The organism is Kitasatospora phosalacinea (assembly GCF_000717185.1).
Taxonomy (GTDB): domain Bacteria; phylum Actinomycetota; class Actinomycetes; order Streptomycetales; family Streptomycetaceae; genus Kitasatospora; species Kitasatospora phosalacinea_A.
In genome coordinates this window covers 14,238-27,811 of record NZ_JNYE01000114.1, presented here as the reverse complement: position 1 = coordinate 27,811, position 13,574 = coordinate 14,238, and the positions used below count along the sequence as shown (strand labels likewise).

Sequence of the window (13,574 nt, the reverse complement as noted above, 5' to 3'; positions counted from 1 at the left end):
ACCCTCCCCGCCCCACGCCCCGCATCCCCACCCACGACCCGAGCCGAGGCCATGCGCATCTGCGTCTTCAACTGGAAGGACACCGCCCACCCCGAGGCCGGAGGCGCCGAGGTGTACACCCACGAGGTGGTCACCCGGTGGGCCGCGGCCGGGCACCGGGTCACGCTGGTGACCGCGGCCGCGCCCGGCGCCCCCGGCCGGGAGTCGCGGGAGGGCGTGCGGATCGTGCGCGGCGGCGGCCCGCTGGGGGTGTACCGGGCCGCCCGGCAGTGGTACGCCTCGCACGGGACGGGACGGTTCGACCTGCTGGTGGACGAGGTGAACACCCGCCCGTTCGGCTGCGCGGCCTGGTCGGCGGGGACGCCGACCGTCGCGCTGGTGCACCAGGTCGCGCGGGAGATCTGGGACGCCCGGTTCCCGCCGCCGCTGTCCTGGCTGGGCCGGTACGTGGCCGAGCCGCTCTGGCTGCGCTCGCTGCGCGGGACGCCGGTGCTGACCGTCTCGCCGTCCAGCCGGGAGTCGCTGCGCGCGTACGGGCTGCGCGACCTGCACCTGGTGCCGGAGGGGCACACCCGGCGGGCGCGGCCGCAGGTGGCGCGGGAGCAGGTGCCGACGGTGGCGTTCCTGGGGCGGCTGTCGCCGGTGAAGCAGGTGGACCACGTGCTGGCGGCGTTCGCGCTGCTGCGCCGCCGGATGCCGCAGGCCCGGCTGTGGATCGTCGGGGACGGGCCGGAGCGGGCCCGGCTGGAGCGGCTGGCACCGCCGGGGACGGTGTTCCACGGGCGGGTGCCGACCGCGCGGCGGGACGAACTGCTGGCCCGGGCCCACGTGTTGGTGGCGACCTCGATCCGGGAGGGCTGGGCGCTGGTGGTGGACGAGGCCGCGGCGATGGGCACCCCGACGATCGGCTACCGGCGCCCGGGCCTGTGCGACTCCGTCCCGGCGGCAGGCGGTCGCCTGGTGGCCCCGAACCCGGGGGCCCTGGCCCGGGCCCTCGCCGAACAACTGCCCGCCCTGGCCGCCGCCCCGTCCCCCACCGGCTGGCGGGGCGGGGCGCTGCCCTGGGACGAGGTCGCGGAGGCCGTCCTGCGCACGGCCGTCGCGGCCGCCGGACTCCCCCCGCTGCACGCCCACGCCGTCTCCGGCGGTGCCGCCCAGTGACCACCACCGTCCCCACCCCCCGCCGCCCCGCCGCCACCGTCGCACCCACCTCCCTCCACGGCCTCCTGCGCACCCTCACCCACCGCGACCCGCTCATCCGCTACGCCCTGCCGGGAGCCCTCGCGGCGCTGCTGCCACTGCTGTGGTTCCGGCCCACCCACCCCACCCTCACCCCCGGCGGTGCCCCGCAGTGACCACCACCGTCCCCACCCCCCGCCGCGTCACCGCCGCCACCGCACCCACCTCCCTCCACGGCCTCCTGCGCACCCTGCGCCGCCTCACCCACCGCCACCACGACCCACTCACCCGCTACGCCCTGCCCGGAACCCTCGCGGCACTGCTGCCACTGCTGTGGTTCCGGCCCGGGCGGGACTTCGCGACGGGGGACGTGGGGCCGTTCCGGCGGGAGGCGCTGGGGGCGGAGCTGGGGAGCGTGTGGGGGCACCAGATCACCGGGACGGGCGGGCCCTCGTACGAGATCGTCCGGCTGCCGGACCTGCTGCTGGTCCGGCTGTGCGGCCTGGTCGGGCTGGGGCCGGGGGTGGCGCAGGCGGTGCTGTACGGGCTGGTGCTGGCGGGGGCGGCGACGGGGGTGGCGCGGCTGGCGTCGGTGTGGTTGCGGCATCCGCTGGCGGCGGCGTGCGCGGGGCTGCTGGCGGTGGTGAACGTGTACACGCTGGTGTCGTTGCTCAATCCGCTGCCGGTGCTGGCGACGGCGCTGGTGGCGTGGTTCGGCGGGCACCTGCTGCGGGCGGCGGCGGGGCTGCGGGTGCGGGTGCGGACGGTGGTGCTGAGTGCGCTGCCGCTGTGCTACCTGGGGATGAATCCGCCGCTGCTGGCGGTGGTGGCGGGGGCGACGGCCGCGGTGGCGCTGGTCGCGGCGCCGCTGACCGGCGGGCGGTGGCGGCCGGTGCTGGGGCTGGTCGGGCGGGCGCTGCCGCTGCTGGTGCTGGTGCAGCTGTGGTGGCTGGTGCCGCAGGCGGTGACGCTGACCGGTGGGGGTTCGGGGACGGACTTCAGCGCGCAGACCAACGTGCAGGCGTGGGCGTGGACGCAGGTGCGCAACACCCTGCCCAACATCCTTGCGCTGAACGCGCATTGGGGCTGGTCGCACGCCGAGTACTACCCGTTCGCGGCGGCGGTGGACCGGGCGCCGTGGGGGGCGGCGCGCTGGGTTCCGGCGCTGCTGGCACTGGCGGGGGCGGTGCTGCCGCCGGGGCCGCGCCGGACCCGGTGGGCGATGCGGGCGCTGGCGGTGGCGACGGGCGTCCTGGTGCTGCTGTGCAAGGGGCTGCACCCGCCGCTGGCGGCGGTGAACGCGTGGCTGTACGCGCACCTGCCGGGGATGTGGCTGTTCCGCGAGCCGATGAGCAAGTTCGGCGTGCTGCTGGTGCTGGTGGTGGCGGTGCTGGCGGGCGCGGCGGTGCAGCGCGCCCTGGACGCCGGGCGGAAGGCCCCCCGGGTGGCGGCCGCCGTCGCGGTGGCGGCCGCGCTGGCGTACCCGTGGCCGCTGTGGACGGGCGCGGTGGTGACCTGGGTGCGGCCGCCGCTGCCCTCGGCGTCGGTGGCCGTCCCGGCGCAGTGGCAGCGGGTCGCGGACGCGGCGAACGGCTCGGCCGTGCCCGGGAAGGTGCTGGAGCTGCCGTTGCAGGGCTACTACCAGGTGCTGACCGACTGGGGTTTCCACGGCGTGGACGACCTGCCGCGCAACCTGCTGACCCGGCCGCTGCTGCAGCGGCTGCCGGGCGGCTACTTCGACAACGCCTCCGGCCCGGCCCGGCTGCTCGCCCTGGCCGAGGACGGCCTCGCCGCCGGGGACGCGGACGCCGCGGCGGGCGCGCTGCGGGCGCTGGGCGTCGGCCAGGTGCTGGTCCGCCGGGACCTGCGCACCACGGCGGGCGACGCCGCCACCGCCGACCCGGCCGTCCTCGCCGCCGCCCTGGACCGGCTGCCGGGGGCCCGCCGCACCCTGGCCACCCCGGTCGCCGACCTGTACGAACTCCCGTCCCCCGCGGGCGCACCGGCCGGTCTGCTGCTCGACCCGGCGGCCGATCCGCGGACCACCGCCGCGGCCGCCGCCCGCGGCGCCGCCACCACCGTCGACCCGGCGGTGCCGGTGGACGCGGCCCGGCTGGCGTTCACCGCCGCGGGCGGCGCCGAGGTGCGGCTGCGCGCGGACGGCGGCCCGTACGCGGCCCGGGTCGAGCGCGGCGCGGGCGCCGCCTACCTGCCCTCCCGCACCGCGGAGGGGGTGCGGCTGGCCGACGCCGGGCGGGCCGCGGTGGACGGCGTGCCCGTCCCGGCGGCGCCCGAGCTGCGGCTCGACCTGCCCGCGGAGGCGACGCCGGCCGCGCTGCTGGTCGGCCCGGAGGTGCTGCCCTGGCAGCCCGGCCGCCCGGTCGCCGTCCGCCCGGGCGACCGGGTCGCGGTCGCCCTCGCCGACGGGCCCGAGCTGACGGCCGACCCGGACGCGCAGGCCGACGGCGGCTGCGGCGGCGCCACCGACCGTGCGGGGGACGGCAGTTGGGTGCTGCGCGCCGAGCAGGGCACCGCCTGCGTCCGCCTGCCGCTGGCCGACCCGCCCGCCGACGGGCTGGTCGCGGTCGCGGTCGAGTACCGGGGAAGCGCGCCGCGGATCTGCCTGTGGCAGGACGGCCCGAACGGCTGCGCGGTCGAGCGCCGCCTGCCCGCCGCCGCCGACTGGCAGACCTTCCGCACCGTGCTGCGGCTGGCCCCCGGCACCACCGGCGCCGTGCTGTACGGGTACGCCGACGCGGACGGCACCCGTCCGGGCGACGCCGCCTACCGGGCCCCGGCCGCCACCGCGCTGGGCGTCGCCGCCGAGGCCACCGCCGCCGCCGGGGACGCGCCGCTGCCGCTCGGACCCGGCCCGCACCGGGTCGACGCCGACCCGGGCCTGCCCGCCGCCGGGCCGCCCGCGTTCAGCGCGCTGCAGGACTGCGGCCGCACCGACGGGCGCGGATTCGCCGAGGCCGGGCTGTCCGCGACCCCGCTCGGCACCGACGGCGTCCGGCTCACCGCCCGCGCCCACACCGCCTGCGTCCGCGCCCCCGTCGACGCCTTCGAGCCGGGCACCGGCCACCGGCCCGGCAGCTACCGGCTGTCCGTCAACTACCGTACGGTCAGCGGCAGTCCGGCCCGGCTGTGCCTGTGGCAGGGCGGCCCGGACCGGTGCGCCGAGCTGCCGCGGACCGTCGACGGCCCGCAGTGGCACACCCTGGACACGGTGGTCACCCCGCCCGCCGACGTCCGCGACCTGGCGCTGTACCTGTACGCCGACGGCGACGACGTCGGCACCACGGCGGTCGAGTACACCGGCGTGCGGCTGACGCCCGTGCTGCCGCTGGCCGTCCGGATCGACCCGGCGGCCTTCGCCACCCCCGCCGTGGCCGCCGTGCCGGACGGCGCCGGGCGCTACCGGGCCCGGCTGAGCGGCGTGGACGGCCCGGCCGTCGTGACGCTGCCGGACTCCGCCGACCCGCGCTGGGAGCTCACCGGCCTGCCCGCCGGGTGGAGCGCCCGCCCGCTGACCCTGGACGGCTACCGGGCGGCCTGGCTGGTCGACGGGCGCGGCGACGCCGAGCTGCGCGTCGCGTTCGGGCCCGACCGCTGGTGGCGGGCGGCCGTCGGGCTGTCCGCCGCGACCGTGCTGGCCTGCGCCACCGTCCTGCTGCCCCGCCGCCGTACCTCCCCCGACCCCCGCCCCCTGGAACCCGTGAGGCCGCCGATGTCCGCCGCCCCGTCCGCCCCCTCCGCCCGGCCCGCCCCGGCCGCGCCGCGGATCGCCGTGGTCGTCCCCACCCGGGACAGCGTCCCGCAGGTCGGGCGGCTGCTCGACTCGCTGGTGCAGCAGCGCGAGGGCCTGGAGGTGCTGGTCAACGAGGACGCGCGGACCAGCCGCCCGCTCGCCCCCGCGCTGCCCGCCTTCCACGCCCGCGGCCTGGACGTCCGGCTGGCCCGCGACAACCCGTCCCGCGCCGCCGGGCGCCGCCGCGGCGTCCGGCTCACCAGCGCCGCCGTCGTCCTGCACCTGGACTCCGACATGACCGCCGGGCCGGGCCTGCTCGCCGAGTGCCGCCGCCTGATCGAGGACGAGGGCTACGACGCCCTGGTCATCCCCGAGGTCTCGGTCGGCGAGGGCTTCTGGTCGCGCTGCAAGGTGCTGGAGAAGCGCTGCTGGGACGGCGACCGCTCGGTGGAGTCGCTGCGCTGCCTGCGCCGCGAGCTGTACGACCGGGTCGGCGGCCACGACGAGGGACTGGTCTGGTCCGAGGACAAGGACCTCGACCTGCGGGTGCGGGCCGCCGGCGCCCGGATCGCCACCACCCGCAGCGTCCTGGTCCACGACGAGGGACGCACCACGCTGCGCGCCGCGATGCGCAAGAAGGCCCACTACGCGGCCACCGCCGGACGCTACGCCGCCCGCCACCCGCGCCACTTCGCCGCCCAGGCCGGACCCTGGCGGCTGCCGGTGCTGGCCGCCCGCGCCTGGCGGCTCAGCCGCGACCCGCTGCTGACGGCCGGTCTGCTGCTGCTCAAGACCTGCGAGTTCGCCGCCGCGGGCGCCGCCCTGCTGACCGCCCCGCTGCCGGGCGCGCACCGCCGCGGGGCCCGCGGATGAGCACCGCGCTGCGCGCCGCCCGACGCCCGCGCCCGCGGGGCCCCCTGCGGGCCGCCGCGGGCGCCCTCGCGGCGGGAGCCCTGCTGTGCACGGTCGCCGTCACCCCCGCGTACGGGCCCCCGGCGCCGCCGCCCGCCGCCGTCGCCGCACCGCCCGCCCCCGCTGCTCCCGGCGCGCCCGCGGCCCCCGCGCCCGGGGCGGAGCTCGGCACGCTGACCGTCCCCCGGCTCGAACAGCTCGGCCTGCCCGCGACGTTCACCGTCCGCGAGGGCGTCGACCGCGGCACCGTCCTCGACTCCGGCGCCGTCGGGCACTACGAGGACACCCAACTCCCCGGCGAGCAGGGCAACCTGGGCCTGGCCGCGCACCGCAACGGCCACGGCGAGCCGTTCCGCCACCTGGACCGGCTGGAGCCCGGCGACCTGGTCGTGCTGCGCACCCCCGCGGCCGTCTACACCTACGCCCTGGACCGCGAGCTGCCGGAGACCGGCGCCGACAACTACGAGGTGCTCGACCCCGTCCCCGCCCAGGCCGGCTACACCTCCCCCGGCCACTACCTCACCCTGACCACCTGCACCCCCGAGTTCACCTCCCTGTACCGCCTGGTCTGGTGGGGCCACCTGGTCTCCGACGCTCCGGCTTGAAAAGTTTTGCGCCATCTTGCAGCAAGGATTTTCATGACGCCCGGATGTCGCCGGGCGCACGGGCGGATGTCCTCGGCGTCAACCCGGCCGCCGTTCCCCTGTCGGGCCCGGCCGAAGGCAGTCCTTCCACTTCTTGAAGGCAAACGGACAATGGGCCCTGGGCGGTGACCTAAACCTGATGCCAACAGGGCGGACCGGGCGGGGCTTCCGTTGATTTCGTGTTGTGATCAACGGGCGCTGACACCGCGTCAGCTCCGACGGAGAAGAGACGGGAAGACCCATGACCACCGCACCGCCCCGCACCACGGCCACCGCCTGGTGGCGTCCGCTCCTGCTCGTGGCCGCCCTGCTGACCGGGCTGCTCGGCGTCGCCGCCCCGGCCGGCGCGGCCACCGCCGAGGCGACCATATCGGTCACGGTCTCCGCCGTGACCAACCCGGGCGACACCGTCCTGATCAGCGGGAACACCGCGCAGCTGGGCAACTGGAACCCGGCCGCGGCCGTCCCGCTGCACACCACCGCGCAGACCTACCCGTCCTGGACCGGGTACGTGCAGATCATCGAGGGCAGCACCGCGGAGTACAAGTTCCTGATCCGCAGCAGCACCGGGGTCGTGACCTGGGAGAGCGTCCCCAACCGCTCGGTCACCCACTCGACGACGGCGATCACCGCGATCGACGACCGCTGGAACGTCGGCAGCGGCGCGCCGGTCGCCGCGAGCTTCCGCGTCACCGCCACCACCGCCTACGGGCAGAACGTCTACCTGGTCGGCAACCTGGCCGAACTCGGCGGCTGGAACCCGGCCGCGGCCGTCCCGCTGACCACCGGCTCCGGCGGCTACCCGACCTGGGGCGCCGGGCTGCAGCTGCCGCCCAACACCCCGGTCGCGTACAAGTACCTGATCAGGAACCCGGACGGCAGCGTGGCGTGGGAGGGCGGCGCCGACCGCACCGCCACCACTCCGCCCACCGGCACCTTCACCACCGCCGACACCTGGCGGCAGTGACCGGCGTCCGGCGCCGGGCGGCCTCACCGCCCGGCGCCGGACCGTCGGCGCGGGGGCCTACGGGTAGGCGACCACGTTGACCGGGACGGTGCCGGACGGGGTGACGCCGCCGGTGTCGTTGACGACGTGCGAGATGGTGCCCTGGTAGCCGAGGGAGACCGTGAGCACGTCGTGGAACTTCACGCCCGCCGTGTTCGGCACCTCGAACGCGTGGTAGGCGTTCACGGCCGGATTGACGTTGAAGTAGCAGTAGCTGCCCAGGCCCCAGGCCTCGTGGCTGGTGACGCCGGTGCCGACCTTGTAGGCGGCGTAGCCGTTCACGCCGGTCGGTGAGATCCAGGCGGCCTGGTTGGGCACGTCGTACGGCATCTCGTTCTGGAAGAAGATCGTCCGCCCGTTCTGGCCGTTCCAGGTGACCTCGTACTTCTGGTAGTGCTCGACGAACAGGCCGGTCGCCAGGACGTTGCTGCCGTTGACGACCACGCCGTTGTCGGCGGTGTTGACGCCCCAGCCGACGGTGCCCGCGTTGCCGTGGTCGGCGCGCCAGGCCCAGATGTGGTCGATGACCGTGTGGTTGCTGTTGACGACCAGGCTGGTGGTGGCCTTGCCCGCGACCTGGCCGCCGATCCGGAAGAACACGTCCTGGACGGTGGTCGGGTCGGCGGCGTGGTTGGCCGTGGAGCCGGCGGCGCCGACGGTCAGCAGGGCGGCCGACCTGGTGGTGCCCGCGTCGAAGAGCAGGCCCTTGAGGCGGACGCCGTCGACGTCGGCGACCTGCATCGCGTTGACGCCGTTGTCGGGGACGAAGGTCGGGTAGCCGATGCCGAGGACCACGGTGTCGGCCCGGGTCACGTTGAGGGTCTGGCCGAGGTGGTAGACCCCGGGGGTGACGAACAGGTTGCAGCCCTGGGAGAGCGCGTTGTTGATGGTCGCGGCGGTGTCCCCGGCCTTGACCACGTAGAACCGGCTCATCGGCAGCGAGCTGCCCGGGGTGCTGCCGGACGCCCAGCTGGGGCCGGTGGCGTTGGTGCGCAGGCTGGGCAGGAAGACCCGGTACCTGCCGGAGCCGTCGACGTACAGGTAGGGCACGTCGCGGGAGACCGGGGTGGTGGCCAGGGTGGTCTCCGGCGGGTTGGGGAAGGTGGTGGCCGGGGCGCCCTGGACGCCGGAGAAGACCATGTTCCACACCCCGCCGTCCCAGCTGCCGAGGCTGCTGTCGCGGGTGTACCACTGCTGCTGCGAGATCGAGGCGGCCTGGCCGGTGACCTTGCTGTCGGCGATGTAGCCGCCGCTCGCCCAGCCGTAACTGGCCGGGTAGAGCGCCAGGTTGCCGTGCACGTCGATCCGGCGGAACGGGGCCGCCTGGGCGACCGCCCAGCGGTTGGTGCCGCCGCCGGGGTTGATCGCCAGGTTCTCGGCGGAGCGCCAGAAGTTCTGGGTGGCGTTGCCCGCGTCGGAGGCGTTGAAGGCGTCGACGGTGATGTTGCCGTTGATGGTGACGTCGTCGGGGTTCTGGCCCAGGCCCGCGACCGAGGTGTAGAAGCCGACGTTGTCGTTGACGTTGTAGGTGCCCGGCTTGAACAGGTCGGCGACCCGGTTCTCGGAGAACTGGGCGCTCTGGGTGTCCTTCATCTGGTTGAAGTGGGCGTCCAGTTGGGACTGGATGGCGGCGCTGGACATGCTCGGGTCGTAGACGTGCACGTTGGGCCCGAAGTCGGGGGTGTCGGACTGCGTCGGGCAGGTGGTGCCACCGGTGGAACCCGTGGGCGTGGGCGTCGGCGTGGGCGTCGGCGTCGGTGTGGGGGACGGACTGGTGCCGGTGCCGCCCATGGTGAAGGTGAAGTGCGGGCTGTCGTACTGCGGCCCGCTCTTCTCGTAGGTGAACCAGTACTCGACGGCGTTGCCGGTGGCGAGCGAACTGACGGTCCAGTTCCAGGTGCCCGCGGTGTTGGTCATCCGGATGTTCTGCTGGTTCGCCCCGTTGACCAGGTAGTGGACGTCCACGTAGAGCGCGGGCGTGGTCGGGGTGAAGGCGATCTTCAGCTGGGTCGCGTTCAGCTGGGTGGCGCTCTGCGTGTAGTCGGCCGCGGCCGAGGCGGGGCCCGCGGCGGCGGCCAGGCCGAGCAGGGCCGCGAGGGTCAGCGCCATCGCGGCCAGCAGGGCGAGGAGGCGGGGGCGGGGGTGGGAAAGGGCGGTCGTCCTTCGCATGGGGGTCCTCTCGTCTGGCTTCGCAAAGTGAACGCCAGGCCGAAGTGGGGGAAGGGGGTGGTGTCGCCTTTCTGCTGAGCCCGGTCGGTCGAGATCGGTTGAGAGCGCTCTCTGAGCTCGTACGGAAGTGTTGGGGCGGTGACGGCCCACCGTCAAGTAGCGCGCAGCCTTCAACTCTCGAAGACACAGCTCGCCCCTGGACTCTAAACAGTCAGCTGTGTACGTTTAACGGGTCATCGCAGAGCAGAAGGAGTCGGCCATGGCCGAGGCACCCGCCGTACACGGCACCCTTTTCATCGGCGGACGGTGGGAGACCCCCGCCGGAACCGACACCATCGACGTCGTCTCGCCGCACGACGGGACGCTGGTCGGCCGCGTCCCGCACGCCTCGCCGCAGGACGTGGACCGGGCGGTGGCCGCCGCCCGGGAGGCGTTCGACCACGGGCCGTGGCCGCGGCTGCCGCTGGCGGAGCGCCTGGCGGTGCTGGAGCGGATCCAGGCCCTGATGCTGGAGCACAAGGACGAGTTCGCCCGGGTGATCAGCGCGCAGAACGGCTCCCCGGCCTCGTTCAGCGCGGTCAACCAGGCCGCGGCGGCGGCCGTCCAGTACGGGCTGGTGGCGGCGGCCGCCCGGGAGTTCCCGTTCGAGGAGCGGCGCGAGGGCCTGCGGCAGCCGCTGCTGGTGCTGCGCGAGCCGGTCGGGGTGGTGGCCGCGGTGGTGCCGTGGAACGTCCCGCAGTTCGTGACCGCCGCCAAGCTCGCCCCGGCGCTGGCCGCGGGCTGCACGGTGGTGCTGAAGCCGAGCCCGGAGACGCCGCTGGACGCCTACCTGCTGGCCGAGGTGTGCGAGGCGGCCGGGCTGCCGGAGGGCGTGCTGAGCGTGCTGCCCGCCGACCGGGAGACCAGCGCCCACCTGGTGGCGCACCCGGACGTCGACAAGGTCTCGTTCACCGGTTCGGTGGCCGCCGGGCGCCAGGTGATGGCGTCCGCGGCGCAGCACCTGGCCCGGGTGACGCTGGAGCTGGGCGGCAAGTCGGCGGGCATCGTGCTGCCGGACGCCGACCTGCCGTCCACCGTCGCGGGCCTGGCCGCCGGTTCGCTGCTGAACAACGGGCAGGCCTGCGTCGCGCTGACCCGGATCCTGCTGCCCGCCTCCCGGTACGAGGAGTTCGCGGCCGCGCTGACCGCCGTGTTCGCCGGGCTGCGGGTCGGCGACCCGCAGGACCCGGACACCCAGGTCGGCCCGCTGGTCTCCAAGCGCCAGCAGCAGCGCAACCTGGACTACATCCGGATCGGCCGGGAGGAGGGCGCGGAGCTGCTGGCCGGCGGCGGCGTCCCGGCCGGGCTGGAGGCGGGCGCCTACGTGCAGCCGACGCTGTTCGGCGAGGTCACCAACGGGATGCGGATCGCCCGCGAGGAGATCTTCGGCCCGGTGGTCTGCCTGATCCGGTACGAGGACGAGGACGAGGCGGTGCGGATCGCCAACGACTCCGACTTCGGCCTGTCCGGCGCGGTGTTCACCGCCCGCACCGAGGAGGGCGTCGCGCACGGCGTCGAGCTGGCCCGCCGGATCCGCACCGGCACGTACACCGTGAACGGCTTCACCATCGACCTGCGCGGCCCGTTCGGCGGCTACAAGAACTCCGGCGTGGGCCGGGAGTTCGGCGCCGAGGGCCTGGGCGAGTACCTGGAGCACAAGACTGTCGCCCTGCCCGCCACCGCCTGACGATCCGTCAAGAGCTAGGAGTACCCACCATGTTGGCTGCAATGATCACCGCCCCGGGCGCCACCGAGCTGGAGGTCCGCGACGACGTCGAGGCGATCGGCTTCGGCCCCGGCACGGTGCGGGTCGCCATCCGGGCGACCAGCCTGTGCCACTCCGACCTGTCGGGCATGAACGGCACCATCCCGGCGCCGATGCCGCTGGTGCTCGGCCACGAGGGCGCCGGCGAGGTGCTGGAGGTCGGCGAGGGCGTCACCCACGTCCGCCCCGGCGACCGGGTCATCGTCAACTGGCGGCCGTCCTGCGGCGAGTGCGCCTGGTGCGTGCGCGGGCAGGGCCAGCTGTGCCAGAGCGGCAACGCCGCGATGACGACGCCCGCGTTCCGCTCCGGCGGGCAGGACCTCTTCCGCTTCATGGGCGCGGGCACCTTCGCCCAGGAGGTGGTGCTGAACGCGGGCTTCGCCAGCCCCGTCCCCGAGGGCGTCTCCTACGACGCGGCCGCGCTGATCGGCTGCGGCGTCACCACCGGTGTCGGCGCGGTGTTCAACACCGCGGGCGTGCGGCCGGGCGAGACGGTCGCGGTGATCGGCTGCGGCGGCGTCGGCATCAGCGCGGTCCTCGGCGCCAAGGCCGCCGGGGCCTCGCACGTCGTCGCGGTCGACCCGGTCGCGGCCCGCCGCGAGTGGGCGCTGTCCTTCGGCGCGACGGCCGCCGTCGCCCCCGAGGCGCTGGCCGACGCGGTCGGCGAGGCCACCGGCGGCCTCGGCTTCGACCACGTCATCGAGGCGGTCGGCCGCCCCGCCACCTTCCGCTCCGCGTACGACGCCACCCGGCGCGGCGGCAGCGTGGTGCTGGTCGGCGTCGGCGGCGCCAAGGACGAGTTCCCGATCAGCATGTGGGAGCTGTCCGCGGGCGAGAAGCGGGTGCTGCCCTCGTTCTACGGCGGCGACACCGTCACCCGCACCTACGCCCGGATCGCCGAGCTGGTCCGCACCGGGCGGCTCGACCTGGAGCGGCTGATCACCCACCGGCTGCCGCTGGCCGGGATCAACGAGGCGCTCGGCCTGATGCGCAGCGGCGAGGCGCTGCGGATCGCGCTGACCGTCTGACCCGGCCCGAGCCGTCCGACCCCGTGCTCCCCGGCGCCTTCTGAGCGGGCGCCGGGGGCGCGGTCAGTGCTCCCAGTAGTCGATGTCGGGCAGCTTGACCCAGCGGTCGGCGGGGCCCGCGACGGCGCGGTCGTCGGTGGGCCGCAGCTCGGCGAAGGCGCAGGCGGCGGCGACCGCGCGGTGGTGGAACAGGTATCCGGCGAGGACCTGTTCGGAGGTGTCTGCGGGGTTCGGGCCGCCGCCGGGGTGCAGGTCGCCGGCCTCTACGGTGCCGTCGCGGGCGATGCTGCCCTGGTTGCCGCTCTTCGGGTTGGCGTACAGGCCGTAGCCGAAGGTACCCGCGGTCAGCCGGGCCAGCGCGCCCGGGGTGGCGGGGGTGCAGCCCCAGGGCTGGGTGACGACGCAGCCGCCGGGGACGGTGGTGGCGCCCGCGATCAGCAGGCCCTCCTCCATCTCGTAGGCGTAGGGGTCTTCGAGGAAGTCCTCCAGGTACTGCGCGTCCAGCGGTTCGCCGCCCAGTCGGCGGACCGCCTCGTCGGCGTCGATGCCCGCGACGCAGGCCAGGCCGGTGCCCTCGTGGTGGAACTCGCCGAGTGCCGCGACGAGTTCGCGTCCGCTGCGGGCGGTCTCCCGTTCGGCGGGCGTCAGTTCGGTGCCCGCGGTACCCGCGGCGGGCCGCGGGAACAGGTCGGGATCGGGCCCGGCCAGGGCGAGGCGGCCGGGCGACCAGCCGCCGAGCTGGGGCAGCCAGGGGTCGGCCCCGGCGGCGGCCAGCGCCCGGGCGTTGTCCGCCCGGCCCGCCATGACGGCTGCCCACAGGGCGGTCGTCCCGTGCTCGATCGCGTCCACGTCCGCCACCCGGGCGGCGAGTTCGGCCACCACCTGCGGGGAGCCGTAGGCGGCCGCTTGGTGCAGCGGGCGGCCCGCGCCGTACCGCTCCGGGTCGGCGCCCGCCTCCAGCCGGGCCAGCACCGCCGCGTGGTCGCTCCAGCCCGCCCGGGCGATCCCGTCCCAGCCCGTCATCGCGCCCCTCCGTCCGCGCCGCCCGGCACGGTCGCCGAACTCGTCCGCACACTGTCGC

General features: G+C 75.7%; 9 protein-coding genes. 7 read left to right on the top strand and 2 right to left on the bottom strand.

Annotation, left to right across the window (positions count from 1 at the left end):
• The 5 genes from OO57_RS33135 to OO57_RS33115 all read left to right on the top strand — a co-directional run.
• The coding region (locus OO57_RS33135; RefSeq protein WP_267885005.1) for a glycosyltransferase family 4 protein at positions 1-1,161 on the top strand (1,161 nt) is incomplete at its 5' end.
• Positions 1,158-1,355: a hypothetical protein gene (locus OO57_RS33130; RefSeq protein WP_033256459.1), complete on the top strand. Its 198-nt coding sequence runs from the start codon at positions 1,158-1,160 to the stop codon at positions 1,353-1,355. The genes OO57_RS33135 and OO57_RS33130, both read left to right, overlap by 4 nt.
• A complete protein-coding gene (locus OO57_RS47060) occupies positions 1,352-5,803 on the top strand; it encodes a glycosyltransferase (RefSeq protein WP_033256458.1) in 4,452 nt (1,483 codons plus the stop codon). The genes OO57_RS33130 and OO57_RS47060 overlap by 4 nt, the downstream gene beginning before the upstream one ends.
• Positions 5,800-6,447: a class E sortase gene (locus OO57_RS33120; RefSeq protein ID WP_051778561.1), complete on the top strand. Its 648-nt coding sequence runs from the start codon at positions 5,800-5,802 to the stop codon at positions 6,445-6,447. Before OO57_RS47060 ends, OO57_RS33120 begins: the two co-directional genes overlap by 4 nt.
• A 280-nt stretch (positions 6,448-6,727) precedes the next feature.
• Entirely contained in the window at positions 6,728-7,453 is a 726-nt protein-coding gene (locus OO57_RS33115; RefSeq protein ID WP_033256457.1) for a CBM20 domain-containing protein, read from the top strand.
• Between the two features lie 57 nt (positions 7,454-7,510).
• On the opposite strand, the gene OO57_RS33110 is transcribed toward OO57_RS33115, so the two are convergent.
• A complete protein-coding gene (locus OO57_RS33110) occupies positions 7,511-9,661 on the bottom strand; it encodes a hypothetical protein (RefSeq protein ID WP_033256456.1) in 2,151 nt (716 codons plus the stop codon).
• 259 nt (positions 9,662-9,920) lie between these two features.
• Between OO57_RS33110 and OO57_RS33105 the strand changes: the two genes are divergently transcribed.
• Complete coding sequence (locus OO57_RS33105) at positions 9,921-11,387, top strand: aldehyde dehydrogenase (protein WP_033256455.1); 1,467 nt, start codon at positions 9,921-9,923, stop codon at positions 11,385-11,387.
• A gap of 29 nt (positions 11,388-11,416) precedes the next feature.
• Entirely contained in the window at positions 11,417-12,493 is a 1,077-nt protein-coding gene (locus OO57_RS33100) for a zinc-binding dehydrogenase (RefSeq protein WP_033256454.1), read from the top strand.
• Between the two features lie 63 nt (positions 12,494-12,556).
• Here the strand turns inward: OO57_RS33100 and OO57_RS33095 are convergent, their stop codons facing one another.
• A complete protein-coding gene (locus OO57_RS33095) occupies positions 12,557-13,516 on the bottom strand; it encodes an ankyrin repeat domain-containing protein (protein ID WP_033256453.1) in 960 nt (319 codons plus the stop codon).
• Positions 13,517-13,574 lie beyond the last annotated feature (58 nt).